This is a genomic window from Streptomyces sp. NPDC002138, assembly GCF_040296485.1.
Taxonomy (GTDB): Bacteria; Actinomycetota; Actinomycetes; order Streptomycetales; family Streptomycetaceae; genus Streptomyces.
In genome coordinates this window covers 1-22,502 of record NZ_JBEOXE010000088.1, presented here as the reverse complement: position 1 = coordinate 22,502, position 22,502 = coordinate 1, and the positions used below count along the sequence as shown (strand labels likewise).

The window sequence follows — 22,502 nt, the reverse complement described above, 5'->3', positions numbered from 1 at the left end:
CGAGCGGGGGTTACAGGCGTTCGAAGGAGCGGCGCAGCTCCCAGTCGGTCACGGCGGAGTCGTAGGCGTCGAGCTCGACCCGGGCCATGTTGCGGTAGTGGGCGACGACTTCGGGGCCGAAGGCGGCCTTGGCGATCTCGCTGTTCTCCCACAGTTCGGCCGCCTCGCGCAGGGTGGCCGGGACGTGCGCGTAGTCGGCGGCGTAGGCGTTGCCCGGACAGGCCTCGGGCAGTTCCAGGCGGTTCTCGATGCCGTAGAGCCCGGCCGCGACGAGCCCGGCGACGGCCAGGTGCGGGTTGACGTCGCCGCCCGGAAGGCGGTTCTCGAAGCGCATCGAGCGGCCGTGGCCGACCACCCGGAGGGCGCAGGTCCGGTTGTCCACGCCCCAGGCGACGGCGGTGGGCGCGAAGGATCCCGGCCGGAAACGCTTGTACGAATTGATGTTGGGGGCGTAGAGAAGGGAGAAGTCGCGCAGCGCGGCCAGCTGGCCGGCCAGGAAATGGCGCATCACCGGTGACATTCCGCCGGGTGCTTCGTCCCCCTCGGCCGCCATCACGTTGCGTCCGTCGGCGTCGTTGAGCGAGAGGTGGATGTGACAGGAGTTGCCCTCGCGCTCGTCGTACTTGGCCATGAAGGTGAGCGAGACGCCTTCCTGGGAGGCGATCTCCTTGGCCCCGGTCTTGTAGACCGCGTGCTGGTCGCAGGTGACCACGGCCTCGTCGTAGCGGAAGGCGATCTCGTGCTGCCCCAGGTTGCACTCGCCCTTGGCCGACTCGACGATCAGGCCCGCGGCCTGCATCTCGTTGCGGATCCGGCGCAGCAGCGGCTCGATCCGGCCGGTACCGAGGACGGAGTAGTCGATGTTGTACTGGTTGGCGGGCGTCAGGCCGCGGTAGTTGGCGTCCCAGGCCTGCTCGTAGGTGTCCTGGAAGACCATGAACTCCAGCTCGGTGCCCACCATCGCGGTGTAACCGTGCTCGGCGAGGCGCTCCAGCTGGCGCCGCAGGATCTGGCGGGGCGCGGCGACGACGGGCGAGCCGTCGTTCCAGGCGAGGTCCGCCAGGAGCAGCGCGCTGCCCGGGTTCCACGGGATGCGGCGCAGGGTGGACAGGTCGGGGTGCATGGCGAAGTCGCCGTAGCCCCGGTCCCACGAGGACATCTCGTATCCGTCGACGGTGTTCATGTCGGTGTCGACGGCGAGCAGGTAGTTGCAGCCCTCCGTGCCGTGGGACATGACCTCGTCGAGGAAGAACTGCGCGGCGAACCGCTTGCCCTGGAGGCGCCCCTGCATATCGGGGAAGGCCAGGACCACTGTGTCGATCTCGCCGTCGGCGACGAGGGAGCGGAGCTCCTCGGGCGCGAGCGGCGGCATGCGGTCTACCACGGGAATCTCTCCTTCGGTGAGCCGAGGGGGCCTAAGGTATTGAATAGAACCATTGCTTGGGAAGGGGAGGAGCCGATATGACCCACGACATGGCGGGCGACTCGGGCGACGGCGGCGCGCTCGCACGGCTGAATCCCGTGCTGCGTCAGGTGCGGGCGGGCAACGGTTTCGAGGAGGCCCTGGAGCAGATCCTCCAGGTGGTCCGCCTCGGCCTGGTGCCCGGCGGCGAACGGCTGCCGCCGGAGCGCGAGTTGGCCGAGCGGATGGGGATCAGCCGGGTCACCCTGCGCGAGGTGCTGAAAGTACTCCAGGAGCAGGGGCTGGTGGAGGCGCGGCGCGGCCGCTACGGCGGAACGTTCGTCCTGCCGCGCCCCGACACCCCCGCCGACGGCACCGAGGAGGAGCTGCGCCGCCGCGTGGCGGGCGTGGACATCGAGGACGCGCTGCGCTTCCGCGAGGTGCTGGAGACCGGCGCGGCCGGGCTGTGCGCCGCGCAGGGGCTGGACGGCGCACAGGCGGACCGGCTGCGCGGGGCGCTGGCCGCGACCCACGACGCACCGCTCGCGGACTACCGGCGGCGCGACACCCTCTTCCACCTCACGCTGTGCGAACTGGCGGGCTCGGCCACCCTGACGGCCCAGTACGCGGCGGTCCGGGCCACGGTCAACGACCTGCTGGACTGCATCCCGCTGCTGGTGCGCAACCTGGAGCACTCGCAGCAGCAGCACACCGCGCTGGTGGAGTCGGTGCTGGAGGGGGACGCGGAGGCGGCGCGCGAGGTGATGCGGGAGCACTGCGGGGGCACGGCGGCGCTGCTGCGCGGGTTCCTGGCGTGAGCGGGGCCGGATCCGGGCGCGCGGAGGTTTTCGTAACCACCGTTTAACGCAGGGGTCTTGCGCCCGCCACTCCCGAACGGCAAAGGTACGCCCCACAACCATTGCCCTAGGCAGGAGCGCGCACATGGCCGACGACATCGAGGCACGGCTGACGAAGGCCGTGCCCGGACCCACTCCGTCCCCCGGGGCCGGACCCGACGGCGGGGACGACTACCTGGAGCGCCGCACCCTGCGCCGCGGCAGCGCCGGCTGGCTGCTGCTGACCGGCCTCGGCGTCGCCTACGTCGTCTCCGGGGACTTCTCCGGCTGGAACGTCGGCCTGAGCAAGGGCGGCTTCGGCGGCCTCGCCATCGCCACCGTCCTCATGGGCGCCATGTACGCCTGCCTGGTCTTCTCCCTCGCCGAGCTCTCCACCATCCTGCCCACCGCGGGCGGCGGCTACGGCTTCGCCCGGCGCGCGCTCGGCCCCTGGGGCGGTTTCCTCACCGGTACCGCCATCCTCATCGAATACATCCTGGCCCCGGCCGCGATCGTCATCTTCATCGGCGACTACGTCGAATCCCTCGGCCTGTTCGGCCTCACCTCCAGCTGGCCGGTCTACCTCGGCTGCTTCGTGATCTTCATCGGCGTGCACCTCTGGGGCGTGGGCGAGGCGCTGCGGTTCAGCCTCGTCGTCACCGCGATCGCCGTCGCCGCCCTGCTGATCTTCGCCTTCGGCGCCTTCACCGACTTCTCCGTCAGCGGACTCGACGACATCGCGGTCGACGCGGGCGCGGCGGGCTCCAGCTCCTGGCTGCCGTACGGCGTCCTCGGCATCTGGGCGGCGTTCCCCTTCGGCATGTGGTTCTTCCTCGGCGTGGAGGGCGTGCCGCTCGCGGCCGAGGAGGCCAAGGACCCGGTCCGCTCCATGCCGAAGGCGCTCGCCATCTCCATGGGCATCCTCGCCCTCCTCGCCCTGATCACCTTCTTCGCCGCGACCGGCGCGCACGGCGCGGACGCGGTCAAGGACGCGGGCAACCCGCTGGTCGTCGCCCTGGAGGGCACGGGCGGGCCGACCGCGCTGAGCCGGTTCGTCAACTACGCGGGCCTGGCCGGTCTGGTGGCGTCCTTCTTCTCCCTCATCTACGCCGGTTCGCGCCAGCTCTTCGCCCTCTCCCGCGCGGGCTACCTGCCCCGCTTCCTCTCCCTGACCAGCAGCCGCAAGGCGCCCTACCTCGGCCTGGTCATCCCCGGCGCGATCGGCTTCGCGCTCGCCGCGGCCACCGGCGACGGGGCCCGGATGCTCAACATCGCCGTCTTCGGCGCGACCATCTCCTACGCCCTGATGGCGCTCTCGCACATCGTGCTGCGCCGCCGGGAGCCGAACCTGGAGCGGCCGTACCGCACTCCGGGCGGGGTGCTCACCTCCACGGTGGCCTTCGTCCTCGCCCTGTCGGCCCTGGTCGCCACCTTCCTGGTGGACAAGGACGCGGCGTTCATCGCGCTCGCCGTGTACGCGGTGGCCCTCGCCTACTTCGCCTTCTACAGCCGCCACCACCTCGTGGCCTCGGCGCCGGAAGAGGAGTTCGCCGCGCTGGCCGAAGCCGAGGCGGAGTTGACCCGCGACTGAAATCCTGTTCCCTGCTCCGCTGTCCGGCACCACCCTGGAGGTATCACCGTGCCCAGGCCGCTCATCGGCATCACCACCTACGTGGAGGAATCCACCCGGTACCACGTGTGGGACCTGCCCACCGCCCTCGTGCCCAGCGGGTACTACGAGCTCGTCCAGGCGGCGGGCGGCGCGGCCGTGCTGCTCCCGCCGGACGAACCGGGGCGGGCGGCGGAGGTGCTGAGCCGGGTGGACGGCCTGATCGTCTCCGGCGGCCCGGACGTGGACCCCGTCCGGTACGGCGCCGGACGCGACCCGCGTACGGGCCCCCCGGCCACGGTGCGCGACGAGTGGGAGCTGGCCCTGACCGGGGCGGCCCTGGAGGCCGGCACGCCGTTCCTGGGCATCTGCCGCGGCATGCAGGCGCTCAACGTGGCGCTGGGCGGCACGCTCATCCAGCACATCGACGGCCACGTCCACACCCCCGGCGTAACCTCCTGGCACCCGGTCACCCCGGTCGCCGGCACCCGGTACGCGGGGCTGGTCCCGGAGGTGGCGGAGGTCCCGACCTACCACCACCAGGCCGTGGACCGCCTGGGCCGGGGCCTGGTCGTCTCGGCGTACGCGCAGGACGGCACGGTGGAGGCGATCGAGGACCCGGACCGCTCGCGCTGGGTCGTGGGCGTGCAGTGGCACCCGGAGCGGGACAAGGACACCCGGGTGATGGCGGCCCTGATCGAGGCCGCCACCGCCCACCGCTCGGTCCTCGTGTCCTGACCCCGGCCGCCGCGCGAGCGCGTCGGCGGTTCCGGATGGCCGGGCTCCCGCCCGGCGCGCACCCTGGAACCATGCCGACGCGGGCGTACGGCACGGCCACCGGCCCGATCGCCGGGTTCCTGGAGAACCCGGCGGTCGGGATGGCGCCGTGGATCATCTTCTCGCTGCTGGTCGGACCGGGACGGTTCGAGATCGGGGTCGCGGTGGCCCTGGCCTCGGCCGTCGCCCTGGTCGTGACCGGCCGGCTGGTCCACCGGGGCAGCTCCTGGAAGCTGCTGGAGCTGGCCGACGTGGTGTTCTTCGCGGGCATGGCCGTCATCGGGCTGCTGGCCGGGGCGGGCACGCTGCGCTGGCTGGAGACGTATGCGGGCGAGGTCGCGAACCTCACCCTGACCCTGATCGCCTTCGGCTCGATGGCCGTGCGGCTGCCGTTCACCCTGCAGTACGCGCGCGAACAGACCGATCCCTCGCTCTGGCACGCGCCGGGCTTCCTGCGGGCCAACTACGTGATCACCGGGGTGTGGGGGCTCGCCTTCCTGGTGGCCGCGATCGCGGGCGGCTACGGCGACCTGGTGCTGCGCGACCCGAACAACATCTGGACCGGCTGGATCATCCAGATCCTCGCGATCGTGGCGGCGCTGCGGTTCACGGCCTGGTACCCGCGGGTGGTCCGCGCCCGCGCCGCCGGCGGGCCCGTCCCCGACCGCGCCTCCCTGCTGCTGCCCCTGGCGGGCCTGCTGGTGCCGATCGGCATCGCCGTCCTCGTCTTCGACGACACCGTGTGGTGGCTGGGCGTGGCCCTGATCGTGGGCGGCGGCCTCCTGACAAGGGCGCTCCGGCCGTCGGAGGGGGTGAAGCGCGATCCGTGAGTAGCGGGACGCTAGGGGCGCCGCCGGGTCAGGGACAGCAGGTCGCGCGCGGGGCCCGCCGGGCGCGAGCCCGCCGGCCAGACCGCCCGCAGGGCCCGGCCGAGCGGGGCGTCCGAGACCGGGACCTCCACCAGCCGGCGCGCCGCCAGCTCGTCCCCCACCGCCAGCTCCGACAGGACGCACGGCCCGGCCCCGCTGAGCGCCGCCGCCTTCACGGCCGTGGTCGACGCCAGCTCCAGGAGCGGGGGCGCGAGCCCTCCGGCCGCCGCCAGCGCCGCGTCCAGGACCTGCCGGGTCCCCGAGCCGCGCTCCCGCAGGATCAGCGGCGTCGAGGTCAGCTCCACCGCCGCCACGCCCTTCGAGCGCCGGGCCCAGGGATGCGACGGAGCCACGGCCACCACCAGGCGGTCCTGCGCGATCACCACGGAGTCCAGCCCGTCCGGCACCCTGAGCCCCTCCACGAAACCGAGGTCTGCCTCGTGCGCCAGGACCCGCTGGGCGACGTCCGCGGAGTTCCCGGCGTGCAGGGAGACCGCCGTGTCGGGCCGGTCCCCGCGCAGGGTGATCAGCCACCCCGGCAGCAGGTACTCCGCGATGGTCATACTGGCCGCCACCCGCAGCCGGGAGTCGCGGCGGCCCCGCAGCGCCTGGGCCCCCGCGTCGAAGGCCTCGGCGGCCTCCACCACGCGCCGGGCCCAGTCCGTGACGAGCGCGCCCTCGGCCGTCAGCGTCGAGCCGCGCGGGGAGCGGTCCACCAGCGCCACCCCCAGCCGGGCCTCCATCGCCCGGATCCGGCTGCTCGCCGCGGGCTGGGTGATGCCCACGTCCCGCGCGGCGGCGCCCAGGCTGCCGAGCCGGGCCACCGCGATCAGCAGCTCCAGGGCCCCCAGATCCGGCACCCGGTGCGAGAGCGGGGCCGGCGCGGCGGCCTGCCCGACACCTGCGCCACCTGCGGGACCGGGACCTTCGACACCTTTAGCCATAAGACCAGTTTATGACCCCATAGGAAACGTGCCCCTGCCACCCGGCCCGCGCCGGGTGGACGCTGGATCCATGGCCACCCTCGCGCACCCCCGCCCCGCCGCCCACCAGGCATCCGAGGCATCCCAAGCACCCGCCACCACCCCCCGGCGCCCGCTCCCCGCCCTGCGCCACCTCGGCCCGAACTGGTACGCCTCCGTCATGGGCACGGCGATCATCGCCAACGCCGGCGCGACCCTCCCGTACCAGCTCCCCGGCCAGCGCGTGGCCTGCCAGGCCGTCTGGGCCCTGTCCGCCGCGGCCCTCCTCGTCCTGCTCACCGCCCGCGCCGGACACTGGCTGCACCACCGCGACCAGGCCCGCGCCCACCTGCTGGACCCCGCCGTGGCCCCCTTCTACGGCTGTCTGTCGATGGCCCTGCTCGCGGTCGGCGGCGGCACCCTCATCGTCGGCAAGGACCTCATCGGGCTGCCCGCCGCGATCGCCGCGGACGCCGTGCTCTTCACCGCCGGCACCGCGATCGGCCTGGTGATGGCCGTCGTCGTGCCCTACCTGATGGTCGTGCGGCACAAGGTGGAACCCGCCCAGGCCACCCCCGTCTGGCTGCTGCCCCTGGTCGCCCCCATGGTGTCGGCCGCGCTCGGCCCCCTGCTGATCCCCCACCTGCCCGAAGGACAGCCCCGCGAGGCGATGCTGCTGGCCTGCTACGCCCTGTTCGGCGTCAGCCTGCTCGCCACCCTGCTGATGCTCCCCCTGGTCTTCGGACGGCTGATCCTGCAGGGCCCCCTGCCCCTCGCGCTCACCCCGACCCTGTTCCTGGTCCTCGGCCCCCTGGGGCAGTCCACCACCGCCGTGAACCAGCTGGCCGACATGGCTCCCCGGTCGATCGGAGCGCCGTACGCCGACGGTCTCAGCGCCTTCGCCGTCGTCTACGGCGTCCCCGTCATGGGGTTCGCGCTGCTCTGGCTCGCGCTCGCCGTGGCCATGCTGGTCCGGGCGGCGCGGCGCGGCATGGGCTTCGCGATGACCTGGTGGGCCCTGACCTTCCCCATCGGCACCTGCGTCACCGGCGCGGCGGGCCTGGCCCGGCACACCGGACTGGACGCCTTCGCCTGGCTGGCCGCCGCCCTGTTCGTCCTGCTGGTCGCCGCCTGGCTGACCGCCGCGTTCCACACCGTGCGCGGACTCGCCGCCGGCCGCCTGCTCGCCGCGCCCCGCTGAGACGTCTCAGGCCCGCGCCGCCCGCAGTGCCTCGCCCAGCACCGCCGGGGCCTCCGCCAGCGAGGGCCCGTACCACGTCAGGTGGCGGCCGCTGACGAGGGCGGCGGGCACGCCGGGGAAGGCCTCCGGGCCTTCCCCGGCGCCGAACGCGTACGGCTCGTCCGGCAGCACCACCAAGTCGCAGCCCGCCGCCCGCAGTTCCTCGGCCGGCACCCGCGGATACCGCTCGGCGTGCGCGGCGTACGCGTTGCGCACCCCGAGGCGGGCCAGCAGATCGCCCGCGAAGGTGTCCCGGCCCAGCACCATCCAGGGCCGCCGCCACACCGGGACGAACGCGGTCCGCGCCCCCATCGGCTCCACCCGCGCCCACGCGGCCCCGGCGTCCGCCAGCCAGCCGGGCCGGGCCAGCCCCAGGGCGTCGGTGAACAGCCCCTCCAGCTCGCGCAGCGCCTGCGGCAGATCGCGGATTTCGGTCACCAGCACCCGCAGCCCGGCGGCGCGCAGGGCGTCGAGGTCAGGGGCCCGGTTCTCCTCCTCGTTGGCGATCACCAGGTCCGGGCGCAGCTCCACGACGGCCCGCACGTCCGGGTTCTTCGTACCGCCGATCCGCACCGCACCCCCCAGGTCCGCGGGGTGCGTGCACCAGTCGGTGACCCCCACCAGCAGCCCGGGCGCACTCACCGCGACCGCCTCCGTCAGGGAGGGCACCAGGGAGACGACCCGCGGCCCCCGCACGCCGGTCAGTGCTCCGGCGAGGGGGGTTCGGAGGTGGCGTGGATGTGGTCGCCGACGGCGACGACGAGGAGCTTGGTGTCCTCGGTCATGGCCCGCCAGCGGTGGCGCACCCCACCGGAGAGGAACAGCGCGTCGCCGCACTCCAGCCGGTAGGCCCGCCCCTCGGCCTCCACCTGGCAGGACCCGGAGACGACGTACATCAGCTCGTCGTTGCGGTGCTGGTACTCGCGGCCCGCGTCCTGGTCGCCCGTGAACTCCAGGGCGTGCAGCTGGTGGTGCCCGCGCACCAGCGGGCGTACGCCCGGGGCCGGTTCGAGGCCGTCGTCGTCCGCGGCGCTGACCAGGTCCACCGTGCGCGCCGTGTCGGACGCGGCCAGCAGTTCGACGGCCGTGGTCTCCAGCGCGTCCGCGACCCGTTCGAGGGAGCGCATGCTGGGCCGGGCCCGTTCGTTCTCTATCTGGCTCAGGAAGGGTACCGAGAGTCCGCTGCGCGCCGATACGGCGGCGAGGGTGAGCCGCAGCGCGCGGCGCCGCTTGCGCACGGCCACGCCCACCCGAAGCGGTTCCTTGGTGTCTCTTTCCTTTTCCTTGTCGTCCATGGCGGGGCTGCCCTCCCCTTGTCCGTCGCACATAGGTGTGCTGTAAGCACCTTACGCAGCATCGGCGTCGCGCACCGCTCGCACGACCCGACCGTATCCAGGCCCCGGCCGATTCCGAGCGGTATTCAAGTGACGGATGGTCGTATTCCGTCGTCACCCCGTTGCGGTTGGTGACAGAGGTGCCCAAGGGTGTCAGTGAGGTACGGCATCATCGTCAGGGTGACCCGACGCCTGATGCTTCTCGACACCGCTTCCCTGTACTACCGCGCCTACTTCGGCGTCCCGGACTCGGTCCGGGCGCCGGACGGGACTCCGGTCAACGCCGTGCGCGGCCTCCTCGACTTCATCGGGCGCCTGGTCCAGGACCACCGGCCGGACGATCTGGTGGCCTGCATGGACGCCGACTGGCGGCCGCACTGGCGGGTGGAGCTGATTCCCTCCTACAAGGCCCACCGCGTCGCCGTGGAGACGGAGACCGGGCCCGACGAGGAGGAGACCCCGGACACCCTGGCCCCCCAGGTCCCGATCATCGAGGCCGCGCTCGACGCCTTCGGCATCGCCCGGGTGGGCGTCGAGGGCTACGAGGCGGATGACGTGATCGGCACCCTGACCACGCGGGCCACCGGCCCGGTGGACATCGTGACCGGCGACCGGGACCTCTACCAGCTGGTGGACGACGTCAAGGGGCGGCGCGTCCTGTACCCGCTCAAGGGGGTCGGCAGCCTCCAGGTGACCGACGAGGCGTGGCTGCGCGAGAAGTACGGAGTGGACGGCCCCGGATACGCCGACTTGGCATTGTTGCGCGGCGATCCGAGCGACGGCCTGCCGGGCGTGCCCGGAGTGGGTGAGAAGACCGCCGCGAAACTGCTCGACGCCTACGGTGACCTGGGCGGCATCCTGGCGGCGGTGGCGGATCCGAAGTCGAAACTGACCCCGACGCAGCGCAAGCGGCTCGATGAGGCCCGGCCGTACCTGGCGGTGGCCCCGAAGGTGGTCCAGGTGGCCCGTGACGTGCCGCTTCCCGTCTTCGACCCGGCCCTGCCCGCCGCTCCGGCGCACCAGGACGTGCTGGACGCGCTGGGTCGCCGATGGGGCCTCGGGGGCGCTGTTGCGCGCCTCACCACCGCACTTCGACCGTGAGGTGGTAACTTAGGTAATCCTAAGTTTCAGGGGAAGCATCACGGGACACCGGGGAGACGCCGTGGCAGAAGGACGTGCACGCAGGATCGCCACCGCCGAGGTGGTTCGGACCGAGCGGCTGAGCGCCCACATGGTGCGCGTCATCCTCGGCGGGGAGGGCCTGGCCGCCCGCTTCACGGTCGGAGACTTCACCGACCACTACGTGAAGATCCTCTTCGCCCCCGAGGACGTCACCTACGCCGAACCCTGGGACCTGGAAGCCATCAGAGCCACGCACCCGCGCGAGCACTGGCCTCGCCAGCGCGCCTACACGGTGCGCCACTGGGACCCCGCGCACAGCGAGCTGACCATCGACTTCGTCGTCCACGGCGACGAAGGCCTGGCCGGCCCCTGGGCGGCGCGGGTCAAGCCCGGCGAAACGGTCCGCTTCCTGGGCCCCGGCGGCGCCTACGGCCCGGACCCGACGGCCGACTGGCACCTCCTGGCGGGGGACGAGAGCGCCCTTCCCGCGATCGGCACCACGATGGAACACATGCCGGTCGGCGCCGAGGTGATCGCGCTGGTCGAGGTCTCCGGCCCGGACGACGAGCAGAAGGTCGCCACCCCGGACGGGATCACGCCGATCTGGATCCACCGCGGCGAGCGCCCGGTCGGCGCGGCCCTGGTCGAGGCCGTCACCTCCTTCCAGTTCCCGCCGGGCCGCGTCCAGGCCTTCGTCCACGGCGAGGCGGGCTTCGTCAAGGAACTCCGCCGCCACCTGCGCACGGAACGCGGCATCCCCGCCAAGCAGCTCTCCATCTCGGGCTACTGGCGCCTGGGCGAAACGGACGAAGGCTGGCGCGCGATCAAGCGCGACTGGAACGCCCAGGTAGAAGCCGAACAGGGCTGACCCCCGCCTTCAGGCGGGCATTCCGGCCTCGCCGGCGTGTGAGGCGCCCCCGGAGGGCAGGACGACCGGCGCCCGACGTCACACCGGTCGCCCCCGCCGGGCCCGGGCACCGCCCGGCGGGCGCCCCACCGCCCCCCGCAGGACAATGACCGCATGCGCAGCTCACACCCCCGCGCCCGAACCCTCGGTACCGCGGGAGCCGCTCTCCTCCTGACGATGGCGACGACCGTCACCGCCGGCCTCACGTCGACCGCGGCCGCGGCCACGGAGGCCGCGAAGGCCACCACCGCCCCCTCCCGAGACGGCCCCCCGCAACCCGAACCCACCCTGACCGACGCCCAGGTCGACAAGGCCGTCGCCGCCCTCGACGCGACCATCACCGACCTCATGCACCGCACCGGCGTCCCCGGCGTCTCCGTCGCCGTGGTCCGCCACGACAAGGTCGTCTACCTCAAGGGCTTCGGCGTCCGCCGCACCGGCGACCCCGCGAAGGTCGGTCCCGACACCGTCTTCCAGATCGCCTCCCTCTCCAAGCCCGTCTCCTCCACCGTCGTCGCCGGCGCCCTCGCCGACCCGGCCGACTGGGACCGCCGCGTGGAGCTGCCCGGCTTCGCGCTCAAGGACCCCTGGGTCACGGACCACGTCACCGCCGCCGACCTCTTCTCCCACCGCAGCGGCCTGCCCGACCACGCCGGGGACCTCCTCGAAGACCTCGGTTACGACCAGTCGTACATCCTCGGCCACCTGCGCGAAGAGCCCCTCGCCCCGTTCCGCGCGAGCTACGCCTACACCAACTTCGGCCTGACCGCCGCCGCCGAGGCCGTCGCCCGCGCCAAGGGCGTCAGCTGGGAGAAGCTCAGCCAGGACACCCTCTTCAAGCCCGCCGGGATGACCCGCACCTCGACCACCTTCCAGGCCTTCCAGGCCGCCCCGGACCGCGCGGCGACCCACATGAGGAACGCCGACGGCACCTGGAGCCCGCTCTCCGTCCGCGACCCCGACGCGCAGGCCCCGGCGGGCGGGGTCAGTTCCACCGCCCGTGACCTGAGCCGCTGGATGCGGCTGCAGCTCTCCGGCGGCACCCTCGACGGCCACCGCATCGTCCCCGCCGCGACCCTGGCCCGGACCCATCTGCCCGAGATCGTCTCCTCGCAGCCCGCCGGCCCCACCGGCCGCGCCGGTTTCTACGGGCTGGGCTGGAACGTGTCCTACGACGACGCGGGCCGCCTGCGCCTCGGCCACTCCGGCGCGTTCGCCCTCGGCGCCAACACCAACGTCACGATGCTGCCCCTGGAACAGCTCGCCATCGTCGTCCTCACCAACGGCGCACCGGCGGGCCTGGCCGACGCCGCCGCCTTCGACTTCTTCGACACCGCCGAGCACGGCAAGCCCACCGCGGACTGGCTGAAGCTGTTCTCCTCGTTCTACGCCCGGTCGGAGGACGCCCTGCGCTCCCCCACCGACTACGCCCACCCGCCCACCGGCGCGAAGCCCGCCCGCCAGGACAGCGCGTACGCCGGCACCTACGTCAGCCCGTACTACGGCAAGCTCACCGTGAGCGCCGAGCCCGGCGGCCCGGCCGGCCAGGGCCTGACGCTCTCGCTCGGCCCGAAGCCGCTGCGCTTCCCGCTGACCCACTACGACGGCGACACCTTCAGCTTCGAGACCACCGGCGAGAACGCGGTGGGCCGCACCGGGGTGACCTTCGCCGACGGCACCGTCCGCGTCGAATACCTGGACGCCGGGCCCGGCCACCTGGGTACGTTCACACGCGGCCGGTGACCACCGGCGGGCCGCATACGCTGGCCCCGATGAGACGCAGAGCCCAGACGCCCCCCGCCCCGCTGCCCCAGCTCGACGGCATCGACCCGGTCCGGCTCCGGCTGCCCGGGGACGCCCCGTACACCGACATCGGCGGCTTCCTCGAAGCCCACTACGCGGGCACCTCGGGCGCCGAGCCGATGGCGCGGCTGCTGCGCGCGGGCCGGGTGTTCGGCGCCGACGGGCGGGTCCGCGGCGCGCGCGACCCGTACGAGCCGGGCGCCTTCCTGTGGTTCCACCGGGAGCTGCCCCCGGAGAGCCCGGTGCCGTACGCGCCCCGCGTCCTGTACCGCGACGCGCACCTGCTCGTCGCCGACAAGCCGCACTTCCTGGCCACCACCCCGCGCGGCAGCCACGTCACCCAGACCGCCCTCGCCCTGCTGCGCCACCGCCTGGGGCTGCCCGCCCTCAGCCCCGCGCACCGGCTGGACCGGCTGACCGCGGGCCTGGTGATGTTCAGCGTCCGCCCCGAGGACCGCGGGGCCTATCAGCTCCTCTTCCAGAACCGGCTGGTGCACAAGGAGTACGAGGCCGTCGCGCCCTACGGTCCGGGGCTCGGCCTGCCCCGTACCGTGCGCAGCCGGATCGAGAAGACCCGCGGGGTGATCGCCGCCACCGAGATCCCGGGCGCCGCCCCCAATGCCGAGAGCCACATCGAACTCATCGCCCACCGGGCCGGGTTGGGGCACTACCGGCTGACCCCGCACACCGGCCGCACCCATCAGCTGCGTGTCCACATGAACAGCCTCGGCGCACCGATCCTCGGCGACCCGGTGTATCCGGAGGTCGCCGACCCGGCCCCGGACGACTACCGCCGCCCGCTCCAACTCCTGGCCCGTGTCCTGTCGTTCACCGATCCGGTCACCGGCCTCGCGCACCGCTTCGAGAGCACCCGGACCCTGGGGGCCTGGACCGACTACGACGCCTGGGCGGCCGGGATCCCGCCCGAGCCGGAGCGCTGAGGGCTGCGCGGCACGCCCGCGATCCGCAGGGCCGCGTCCGCCGTGGCCGTCGCGAAGGCCTCGACGGGCCGCCCCGGGTCCGAGCGGTGGATGAGCATCACGCCTTCTATGAGACCGAAGACCAGGTCGTTGCGCAGGGCGAGCGCCGCCGCGTCACGGCCGAGCGCGGCGCCCGCGGCCGTCCCGCGCAGCAACACCCGGTAGGCCTCGCGCAGTTCCGCGCGCATCCGCCGGAACGGCGCGAACCGCTCACCGGCGACCACCTCGGGCAGCAGGTACAGCGCGCCCAGGTTGTGCGGTCCGCCGCACAGCAGCATCACGTCGGAGCGGCACAGCTCCCACAGCCTGCGCTCGGCGCTCAGGTCCGGGGCGGCGAGCAGCCGCCGGGCCAGGACCAGAGAGGGAGCCACGGTGGACTCCAGGAGTTCGGCGAGGAGTTCTTCCTTGCCGCCGAAATAGTGGTACATCGTCGCCTGGCGCATACCGGCCAGTTCGGCCACCGCCCGCGTGGTGGTGGCCGCGTACCCGCGGACCGTGAACAGCTGCGCCGCCGCGGCGAGGAGTTCCTCGCGCGGCGGCCGCCCGCTGTCCGGTCTTCGCTGATCGGCGCGCGGCCGCCCGACCCGTCTCGCTCCCTCGCCCACTGCCCCACTCATGGGCAGATCGTCGCACAGCGCACGAGGAAAGGATCATGGCAAGAGATCAGATCAAGCCATGCCCGCATTAGGAGGAAGCCCCAAAAGCGGCTAGCCGACCGAGCTGTAGGCCACCACACCCCGCAACAGGGCGTCCACGGCCTTACGGGCATTTCGCGCCACCGTGCTGGTCCCGCCACCGGAGTTGGCGGGGGCGGCCGCCGCGACCTGGCCGAGCACGTCGATGACCTGCTTGCACCAGCGCACGAAGTCACCGGCGGGCATCCCCGCCTCGCGCAGCACCTCGTCCAGGCTCTTGTCGGAGGCCCACTGGTACACCGCCCACGCGAAGCCGAGGTCCGGCTCGCGCTGGCCCACGCCCTCGGCCTGGTTGATGCGGTGCGACTCCTCCAGCGCGTCGAGCCGGCCCCAGATGCGGACCATCTCGCCGAGCGCGACCGTCGCGGCGCCCGGCGGCACCTTGGGCGCCACCGCGTCGTCGGACTGACGCGCCTCGAACACCAACGCCGAGACGCAGGCCGCGAGTTCGGCGGGGCCGAGCCCCTCCCAGATCCCGGCCCGCAGGCACTCCGAGGCGAGCAGGTCCAGCTCCCCGTACAGCCGCGCCAGCCGCCTGCCGTGCTCGGTGACCTCGTCCTCGCGCAGGTAGTCCAGCTCCGTCAGCAGCGCGTGGATCCGGTCGAAGGTCCGGGCGATGGTGTTCGTCCGGCCCTCGATCCGGCGCTCCAGCTGCTGGGTGTCCCGCTTGAGCCGGTGGTAGCGCTCCGCCCAGCGCGCGTGGTCCTCGCGCTCGTCGCACCCGTGGCACGGGTGCGCGCGCAGCGCGGCGCGCAGCCGCGCGATCTCTCGGTCGTCGGCCGCCTCGGCCCGCCCGCGCCTGCTGCGCTCGGGGGTGATGTGCCCCGCCTTGGTGCGCAGTTGGGAGGCGAGGTCGCGGCGGGACTGCGGGGAGCGCGCGTTGAAGGACTTGGGGATCCGCATCCGCTCGATGGGCTCGACCGGCACCGGGAAGTCGATCGCGGCGAGCCGCTTGACCTGCCGCTCGGCGGTGAGCACCAGCGGCCGCGGGCCCTCGGTGTACTCCTGGCCGCGGTGCCCGTTGGAGCGGCCCGCGGGCACGCCCGGGTCCAGGACCAGCGCGAGCCCGGCGAACTTGCCCGTCGGCACGTGGATGACGTCGCCCGCCTTGAGCTTCTCCAGCGACCCGGCCGCCTGGGCCCGGCGCTGGGCCGCGCCCTGCTTGGCCAGGTCCGTCTCGCGGTCCTTGAGGTCGCGGCGCAGCTGCGCGTACTCCTCGAAGTCCCCGAGGTGGCAGGTCATTCCCTCGGTGTAGCCCGACAGGCCCTCTTCGTTGCGCTGCACCTGCTTGGAGATGCCGACGACGGAGCGGTCCGCCTGGAACTGCGCGAAGGAGGTCTCCAGCAGCTCGCGCGAGCGGTGCCGCCCGAACATCTGGACCAGGTTCACGGCCATGTTGTACGAGGGCTTGAAGCTGGACCGCAGCGGATACGTCCGGGTGCCGGCCAGGCCCGCGAGGGCCGCCGGGTCCATCGCGCGCTGCCACAGCACCACCGCGTGGCCCTCGACGTCGATGCCGCGGCGTCCGGCCCGGCCGGTGAGCTGGGTGTATTCGCCGGGGGTGATGTCGGCGTGCTGCTCGCCGTTCCACTTGACCAGCTTCTCCAGGATCACCGTGCGCGCGGGCATGTTGATGCCCAGCGCCAGCGTCTCGGTGGCGAAGACGGCCTTGACCAGGCCGCGGACGAAGAGCTCCTCCACGACCTCCTTGAAGGTCGGCAGCATCCCGGCGTGGTGCGCGGCGATGCCCCGCTCCAGCCCTTCGAGCCACTCGAAGTAGCCGAGGACGTGCAGGTCTTCGGAGGGGATCGAGGCGGTGCGCTCCTCGACGATCTCCCGGACCCGGGCGCGCTTGGCGTCGTCGTTCAGGCGCAGCCCCGCGTACAGGCACTGCTGCACGGCGGCCTCGCAGCCCGCCCTGCTGAAGATGAAGGTGATGGCCGGAAGCAGGCCCTCGTTGTCGAGGCGCTCGATGACCTCGGGGCGGCCCGGGGTCCAGATCCGGTTGCGGGAGCGGCGCTCGCGCTCGCGGTCGGCCTCGCGGACCATCTTGCCGCGCCGCCGGTCCTTCGGGCTGTACGTGCGGGTGTTCTCCTCCCGCGCCATGCGCAGCAGGTCGGGGTTGACCTCGCGGCGCCCGCTCCCGCGGCCGCCGTGGTCGGTCTCCTCCTCGAAGAGGTCGTAGATCCGGCGGCCGGCCATGACGTGCTGCCACAGCGGAACGGGCCGCTCCTCGGAGACGATCACCTCGGTGTCACCGCGGACGGTGTCCAGCCAGTCGCCGAACTCCTCCGCGTTGGACACGGTCGCCGAGAGCGAGACCAGGGTGACCGACTCGGGGAGGTGGATGATCACTTCCTCCCAGACGGCTCCGCGGAACCGGTCGGAGAGGTAGTGCACCTCGTCCATGACGACGTAGCCCAGACCGGTCAGCGCGGGGGACTTCGCGTACAGCATGTTGCGCAGTACCTCCGTGGTCATCACGACCACCGGAGCATCGGCGTTGACGCTGTTGTCACCCGTCAGCAGACCCACCTCGGCCGCGCCGTAGCGCTTGACGAGGTCGGCGTACTTCTGGTTCGACAGGGCCTTGATCGGCGTGGTGTAGAAGCACTTCTTGCCCTGGAGCAGTGCCAGGTGGACGGCGAACTCGCCGACGATGGTCTTGCCCGACCCGGTGGGGGCGGCGACGAGCACGCCCTTTCCGGCCTCCAGGGCCTTGCACGCCTCGATCTGGAAGGGGTCCAGACCGAACTCGTACATCTCCCGGAAGGGGTGCAGGGCCGTGGCTTCTTCGGCGGCGCGGCGGCGGAACGCGGCGTACGCGTCGGCGGGTGAGAGTTCCTCGGTCATCTTGTCAACGAGCCTACCCGCCCCCTCTGACAACAAGCGCGATCTTTATGACAGGAGCCGCACCGCCGCGGGCACGCACCGCGCCGTGACGGGCAGCGGCCCGACCGGCTCGCCGTCCGCGTAGGCGGTGATCCCGGCGGACTCGAGGGTCACCTTCGCGGCCCGGTACACGGTCACCTTCGGGTGGCCGGTATGTGTCCCCTTGTAGACCCGCGGGAAGACCTTCAGCAGGGTGGCGCGCGAGCAGTCGCCGACCACGGTGACGTCGAAGAGCCCGTCGTCGGGCCGCGCGTCCGGGCAGATCCGCATCCCGCCCCCGTAGGAGCACCCGTTGCCGACGGCCACCAGCGTGGCCTCGGTCTCGATGACCGGGCCGTCGTCCAGGGTGATCCGGTAGGGGAAGGGCCGGAAGGCGGCCAGCTCGGCGATCATCGCCAGGTCGTACTTGAAGCGCCCCACCGGCCAGCGCATCCGGTTGCCCCGGTCGTTGACCCGCGAGTCGAAGCCGGAGCACAGGACCGTGCCGTACCAGCGGCCGTCCACCCGCCCGAGGTCGATCTCGCGGAACCGGCCCTCCTTGAGGACCCGCGCCGCCAGCCGACCGGCCGCCGCGGGCTCCCGTACGGGCAGCCCCAGCGCCCGCGCGAAGTCGTTGCCGGTCCCCACCGCGACCACCCCGAGGGGCACCAGCGTCCCCGCCACCGCCTGAAGCGCCAGCGAGACCATCCCGTCGCCGCCGACCGCGATCACCGCCCCGGTGCCCTCACGGACCGCCGCGCGCAGCCGGACCAGGGCGTCGGCCGCGTCGGAGCCCACGACCGTGCGCACCGAGAAACCTGCCTCCCGGAGCGCGGAAGCGGCCGGCTGCGCGGCGTGCGCGCCCCGGCCGCGTCCGGCGGTGGGATTGACGAAGAGGGTGATCTCTGCACTCACCCCCGGAATCTACCTGTCAGGTGGCGTCGTCGTAACCGTTGATCCGCTGCCGTCCGCCGTCGGCCTGGCCGGGCAGCGCGCCGGACGGCGCGACCTGCTCGATCTCCCCGACGGGCGCCGGGGTCAGGTCCAGTTCGGAGGCCTCGTCGTCGTCGAGGTCCGCGTCGGGGTTGTTGCGCTTGCGCCTGCGGTCGTTCAGCAGGCACAGGCCCAGCGCGATGAAGTACAGACCGATGATCGGCGCCGCGAGCGACATCATCGTGAGCGGATCACCGGTGGGCGTCGCGAAGGCCGCGAAGATGGTGATGCCGAGGACCATGACCCGCCACCAGCTCGCCAGGCGCCGGGCGGTGAGCACCCCGGTGGCGTTGAGCAGCATCAGGAGCAGGGGCAGCTCGAAGGCCAGGCCGAAGACCACGACCATGCGCGTGACCAGGTCGAGGTAATCGTCGACGGGCAGCAGGTTGCGCGCGTTCTCGGGCGTGAATTCGAGCAGGACCTTCGCGGTCTGCGGCAGGATCTTGTACGCGAGGACCGCGCCGGTGCCGAAGAGCGGCGCGCCGATCGCGACGAAGCCGATCGCGTACCGCTTCTCGTGGTTGTGCAGGCCCGGCGCGACGAAGGCCCAGAGCTGGTAGAGCCAGACCGGCGCGGACAGCACCACACCGGCGGTGAGCGCGACCTTCAAGGCGATCGAGAACGGCGCGATGAGACCGTTCACGGTCATGTCGGCACAGGGCCGGCCGTTGCGCTGCGAAACCACCCCGCCGGTGCAGCCCACGGAATCCAGCATCGGCTTCAGCATGAAGTCGATCAGGGGCTTGTAGTAGAACGCCGCGACGATGGTGATCACGAGGATCGCCGCGACCGCCTTCAGCAAGCGGTTTCTCAGCTCACGCAGGTGCTCGATGAGAGGCATCCGCCCTTCGGCGTCCTTCTCCCTCTTCTCCTGCTTTCGGGCAGACTTGAGCAACCCAGGTCCCTTGGCTCGTTGCAGATGGCTGACGCGACCCGTGGGGGTCAGGCCTGGGTGGAACGGTTCGGCTCGCTGACCGGACGCGCGCTGGTGACGTCACCGGGCGCGGCCTGGATGGTGCGCGGGGCCGTCTGCGGGGCCTGGTCGGCGGGGGCGGCGGGCGCGGCGGCCGCCGCGGCGTCGTCGGCCTCGCTCTCCTTCTTCATCGCCTTGGCCTCGCTCTTGAGGATGCGGGCGGACTTGCCCAGCGAGCGGGCCATGTCCGGGAGCTTCTTCGCCCCGAAGAGCAGGAAGATCACGGCGATGATCAGGAGGATCTCAAGAGGCTTCAGATTGCCCATTTTGTCTGACTTCCTTCTCACCGAAGCGGCTGGTCGTGAGGGACGCGGTGGTCCGGGACGAAATCCGGAAACCGCTCTGACAAGGATCGTAACCCCCAGGGGTAAACGCCCGGCAATCCCCCGGGGCCCCTGTGATTGCGCGCGTCTAGTGAGCGGACCGCCCCGCACGCGCCAGACCGGTGGTCGCGCGCTCGAGATCGCCCGACGCGTCGGCGATCCTGCGACTGGCCTCGGCGACCTGTCCGGAAAGCCTGCGGACCTCGACGAACACCCGCGCGGCGAGCACGGCGAGGACGGCGACCCCGAGGAATCCCAGGGCAATAGCGAGCATCGGCCACAGCATGGACGCGAGCCTAGCGCGTACCCCGTCCACGGACACGGGCAGGGCGCGGCATCCGTCCCGAAAAGAGCCCCGGTCCAGCGCCCGTCGAGCGCACGCCCTCCCCGGCCCGCCCGCCCGACGGGCGCGGCGGGGGCCGGGGAGCCGGCCTAGACGCTGCGCAGGGTGCTCACGCCGCCGCCGGTGAGCAGCTCGATGATCCGCTCCCCCGCGTGCTTGCGCACCGACGCCCCGCACTCGGGGCAGGTGAAGGAGTAGAAGGTGGTGCGCCGACTGGCGCCGATCGCCAGGCGCAGCGCGCCGGCGGTCAGCTCGAAGCGGGCCGTGCAGTCCGGACAGGCCGCTTTGAAGCTGACCGGTCCGGCGGGCACGGTGGTACCGGGCGTGGAGATGACTGACATCGTGCGGCGATCCCCCTCGGTCGCGGTCCTCAGACCTCTTCTCCGTACCCGGCCAGGGCCTCGCGCGCCGCCTGGCGCGCACTGTCCGCCAGCGCGGTCGGCGTCACGATCCGGCCGTCCCCGCCGAGCCGCAGCCCCAGCCGGCGCAGCGACGCCGGGTCGGGCGTGCGCAGCGTGATCCGCAGCCCGCCGTCCGCCAGCTCCTCCGCGCTGTCGTGCGGGTAGTACTCGGCGACCCAGCGGCCACCGGGCCCCACCTCGATCACGACCTCCGGATCCCCCACCGCGGGCTGTACGAGCCCCACCGACAGGTCACGCGGCTCGATCGCCGGCGGTTCGGCCCGCTCGTCCAGCAGCCGGATCTCCGCGACCCGGTCCAGCCGGAAGGTGCGCCGCGCCTCGGAGAGGTGGCACCAGCCCTCCATGTACGTGTGCCCCACCGCGAACAGCCGGATCGGGTCCACGGTGCGCTCGGTCAGCTCGTCCCGGGCCGGCGAGTAGTACCGCAGCCACACCCGGCGCCGCTCGGCGATCGCCCGGTCGACGTCCGCGAAGACCCCGCCCTCCGATTCGAAGGTCACCGACAGCCGGGCACTGGCCCCGGCCACCTCGCCCGCGGCGGCCTCCAGCTTCGCCGTGGCCCGCAGCAGCGCGTCCCGGTCGCTCTCGCGCAGCCCCGGCAGCGTGGCGACCGCGCGCGCGGCCACCAGCAGGGCCGTGGCCTCGTCGGCGGCCAGCCGCAGCGGCTCGGCGGTGGACTCCCCCGACGCGTCGGGGTTGCGCCACCAGATGCGCTCGCCGTCGGTGTCGATGTCGAGCAGGTCCCCGCCGCGGAAGCTCGTACCGCACATGGGCAGCACGTCGAGGTCCGAGATCAGCTCGTCCTCGGTGATCCCGAAGGCGCGGGCGACGTCCGCGACGTGCGCCCCGGGGCGCTCGCGCAGATAGGTCACCAGCGACAGCATCCGTCGGGTCTGGTCAATGGCATTGGCAGCCATGCTGGTACGTGTCCCCCTCAGCCTTTGGCCACGGCGCGCAGCCGGTCGACCACATCGGCCCGCAGATCCGCGGGCTCCACCACGACCACGTCCGGCCCGAACTCCACGAGCCAGGCGTCCAGTCCGTGACCGTACGGGATCTCCAGCTCGTCCCAGCCGTCGGCGCCCTCGCGCACGGCGGTGGCCCGGGCCCGCAGCGGGTACCCCGCCTCCGCCCGCAGCCGGATCAGCGCCGAGCGGTCCGCGGTGTCCCCGGCCCAGCCGGCCACCGTCTCCCGCACCGTCACCACGTCCGGCACCTCGGCCGTGTACGTCCCGGCCCGCGAGCGCACCTTGCCGGTGATCCGGGAGAGCCGGAACACCCGCTCCGCGCCGCGGTCCCGGTCGAAACCGGCCAGGTACCAGTGGCCGCGCCAGCACTCCAGCGCCCACGGCTCCACCTGACGGGTCGCCGGACGCGCCGCGTTGGACTTGCGGTAGTCGAAGACCACCGGCCGCCGGTCCCGGCAGGCCAGCATCAGCGGCTCGAACGCCGCCTCGTGGACCGGGATGCGCGGCTCGATGGCGCTGTGCTGGCCGTCGTACGGATCCCCCGCCTCCGGCATGCCCCCGGCGCGCAGCTTCTGCAGCGCGCCACTGGCCGCGCCCGCGAGGCGGGCCTGCTGCCACACCTTGGCGGCCAGACCCAGCGCGGCGGCCTCCTCGGCGTCCAGGGAGACGGCGGGCAGCCGGTTGCTGTCACGGCGGGCCAGGTAGCCGATGTCCCCGTCGAGGCTCTCGACGGTCTCGATGACCAGGCCCAGCTCGCGCAGATCGTCCTTGTCCCGCTCGAACATCCGGTTGAAGGACTCGTCGTTGCCGGCTTCCATGTAGGCCTCGATGGACCCGCGCAACTCGCGCTTGCTGAGCGGCCGGCGCGTCCCCAGCAGACACAGCGCCAGGTTCATCAGCCGCTCGGCCTTGGCAATCGCCATCGACGCCCTTCCCCCGATCTTCCACGACACACTCGTGACCGTTGACCGTACCGCTCTGGGCCCCGTCGGCAAAAGTGAGGGGCCCCCGCCGCGCCCGGGGGGGCGCCCCCCCCGCCCCCCCCGGGGGGGGGGGGCGGCCCCGGGGCAGAC

At 72.8% G+C, this 22,502-nt stretch carries 22 protein-coding genes; 9 read left to right on the top strand and 13 right to left on the bottom strand.

Translation table 11 applies throughout. The features are described from left to right. Positions 1-10: 10 nt before the first annotated feature. Complete coding sequence (locus ABT084_RS34275) at positions 11-1,384, bottom strand: glutamine synthetase family protein (RefSeq protein WP_351052623.1); 1,374 nt, start codon at positions 1,382-1,384, stop codon at positions 11-13. A gap of 77 nt (positions 1,385-1,461) precedes the next feature. Between ABT084_RS34275 and ABT084_RS34270 the strand changes: the two genes are divergently transcribed. The 4 genes from ABT084_RS34270 (at position 1,462) to ABT084_RS34255 (ending at position 5,454) form a co-directional block, all read left to right on the top strand. Further along, the gene (locus ABT084_RS34270) at positions 1,462-2,220 is read left to right on the top strand and encodes a FadR/GntR family transcriptional regulator (protein ID WP_351052621.1); all 759 of its coding nucleotides are present in this window, start codon (positions 1,462-1,464) and stop codon (positions 2,218-2,220) included. A gap of 124 nt (positions 2,221-2,344) precedes the next feature. Beyond that, positions 2,345-3,829, top strand: a complete 1,485-nt coding sequence (eat, locus tag ABT084_RS34265; protein WP_351052618.1) for an ethanolamine permease — start codon at positions 2,345-2,347, stop codon at positions 3,827-3,829. A 48-nt stretch (positions 3,830-3,877) separates the two neighbouring features. After that, a complete protein-coding gene (locus ABT084_RS34260) occupies positions 3,878-4,585 on the top strand; it encodes a gamma-glutamyl-gamma-aminobutyrate hydrolase family protein (RefSeq protein WP_351052616.1) in 708 nt (235 codons plus the stop codon). Positions 4,586-4,656: 71 nt separating this feature from the next. Then, the gene (locus ABT084_RS34255) at positions 4,657-5,454 is read left to right on the top strand and encodes a hypothetical protein (protein ID WP_351052613.1); all 798 of its coding nucleotides are present in this window, start codon (positions 4,657-4,659) and stop codon (positions 5,452-5,454) included. A gap of 11 nt (positions 5,455-5,465) precedes the next feature. On the opposite strand, the gene ABT084_RS34250 is transcribed toward ABT084_RS34255, so the two are convergent. Next, complete coding sequence (locus tag ABT084_RS34250; protein ID WP_351052611.1) at positions 5,466-6,437, bottom strand: LysR family transcriptional regulator; 972 nt, start codon at positions 6,435-6,437, stop codon at positions 5,466-5,468. A gap of 70 nt (positions 6,438-6,507) precedes the next feature. Here ABT084_RS34250 and ABT084_RS34245 point away from each other — a divergent pair, with 70 nt between their 5' ends. Continuing rightward, entirely contained in the window at positions 6,508-7,656 is a 1,149-nt protein-coding gene (locus ABT084_RS34245; RefSeq protein WP_351052608.1) for a TDT family transporter, read from the top strand. Between the two features lie 6 nt (positions 7,657-7,662). Here ABT084_RS34245 and ABT084_RS34240 read toward each other — a convergent pair whose 3' ends face one another. Both ABT084_RS34240 and ABT084_RS34235 read right to left on the bottom strand, forming a co-directional pair. Then, complete coding sequence (locus ABT084_RS34240; protein WP_351052605.1) at positions 7,663-8,391, bottom strand: helical backbone metal receptor; 729 nt, start codon at positions 8,389-8,391, stop codon at positions 7,663-7,665. 5 nt (positions 8,392-8,396) lie between these two features. Continuing rightward, the gene (locus ABT084_RS34235) at positions 8,397-8,990 is read right to left on the bottom strand and encodes a helix-turn-helix domain-containing protein (protein ID WP_351052602.1); all 594 of its coding nucleotides are present in this window, start codon (positions 8,988-8,990) and stop codon (positions 8,397-8,399) included. A gap of 234 nt (positions 8,991-9,224) precedes the next feature. Between ABT084_RS34235 and ABT084_RS34230 the strand changes: the two genes are divergently transcribed. From ABT084_RS34230 to ABT084_RS34215, 4 genes are all read left to right on the top strand, one after another. Next, positions 9,225-10,130 carry a 5'-3' exonuclease gene (locus tag ABT084_RS34230; RefSeq protein ID WP_351052640.1) on the top strand — a complete coding sequence of 302 codons (906 nt, stop codon included), beginning with the start codon at positions 9,225-9,227 and terminating at the stop codon, positions 10,128-10,130. 61 nt (positions 10,131-10,191) lie between these two features. Continuing rightward, a complete protein-coding gene (locus ABT084_RS34225; protein WP_351052599.1) occupies positions 10,192-11,019 on the top strand; it encodes a siderophore-interacting protein in 828 nt (275 codons plus the stop codon). 153 nt (positions 11,020-11,172) lie between these two features. Continuing rightward, on the top strand, positions 11,173-12,801 hold the full coding sequence (locus tag ABT084_RS34220) for a serine hydrolase (RefSeq protein WP_351052596.1): 1,629 nt from the start codon (positions 11,173-11,175) through the stop codon (positions 12,799-12,801). Positions 12,802-12,830: 29 nt separating this feature from the next. Further along, a complete protein-coding gene (locus ABT084_RS34215; protein ID WP_351052594.1) occupies positions 12,831-13,802 on the top strand; it encodes an RluA family pseudouridine synthase in 972 nt (323 codons plus the stop codon). Here the strand turns inward: ABT084_RS34215 and ABT084_RS34210 are convergent. The 9 genes from ABT084_RS34210 to ABT084_RS34170 all read right to left on the bottom strand — a co-directional run bounded on the left by ABT084_RS34210 (position 13,757) and on the right by ABT084_RS34170 (position 22,352). Continuing rightward, on the bottom strand, positions 13,757-14,458 hold the full coding sequence (locus tag ABT084_RS34210; RefSeq protein WP_351052591.1) for a TetR/AcrR family transcriptional regulator: 702 nt from the start codon (positions 14,456-14,458) through the stop codon (positions 13,757-13,759). The two genes, ABT084_RS34215 and ABT084_RS34210, sit on opposite strands and share 46 nt — an antisense overlap. 90 nt (positions 14,459-14,548) lie before the next feature. Next, entirely contained in the window at positions 14,549-17,389 is a 2,841-nt protein-coding gene (locus ABT084_RS34205; RefSeq protein ID WP_351052588.1) for a DEAD/DEAH box helicase, read from the bottom strand. Positions 17,390-17,434: 45 nt separating this feature from the next. Next, positions 17,435-18,322 carry a diacylglycerol kinase gene (locus tag ABT084_RS34200; RefSeq protein ID WP_351052584.1) on the bottom strand — a complete coding sequence of 296 codons (888 nt, stop codon included), beginning with the start codon at positions 18,320-18,322 and terminating at the stop codon, positions 17,435-17,437. A 16-nt stretch (positions 18,323-18,338) separates the two neighbouring features. After that, complete coding sequence (gene tatC, locus ABT084_RS34195; protein WP_351052581.1) at positions 18,339-19,295, bottom strand: twin-arginine translocase subunit TatC; 957 nt, start codon at positions 19,293-19,295, stop codon at positions 18,339-18,341. 47 nt (positions 19,296-19,342) lie between these two features. Beyond that, positions 19,343-19,639, bottom strand: coding sequence for a Sec-independent protein translocase subunit TatA (tatA, locus tag ABT084_RS34190; protein WP_351052579.1), 297 nt, complete (start codon positions 19,637-19,639; stop codon positions 19,343-19,345). 145 nt (positions 19,640-19,784) lie between these two features. Beyond that, positions 19,785-19,982, bottom strand: coding sequence for a hypothetical protein (locus ABT084_RS34185; RefSeq protein ID WP_351052576.1), 198 nt, complete (start codon positions 19,980-19,982; stop codon positions 19,785-19,787). 146 nt (positions 19,983-20,128) lie between these two features. Further along, positions 20,129-20,380, bottom strand: coding sequence for a CpXC domain-containing protein (locus ABT084_RS34180; protein ID WP_351052573.1), 252 nt, complete (start codon positions 20,378-20,380; stop codon positions 20,129-20,131). A 29-nt stretch (positions 20,381-20,409) separates the two neighbouring features. Further along, entirely contained in the window at positions 20,410-21,378 is a 969-nt protein-coding gene (locus tag ABT084_RS34175) for a helix-turn-helix transcriptional regulator (RefSeq protein ID WP_351052570.1), read from the bottom strand. Positions 21,379-21,395: 17 nt separating this feature from the next. Beyond that, entirely contained in the window at positions 21,396-22,352 is a 957-nt protein-coding gene (locus tag ABT084_RS34170) for a helix-turn-helix transcriptional regulator (RefSeq protein WP_351052567.1), read from the bottom strand. Positions 22,353-22,502 lie beyond the last annotated feature (150 nt).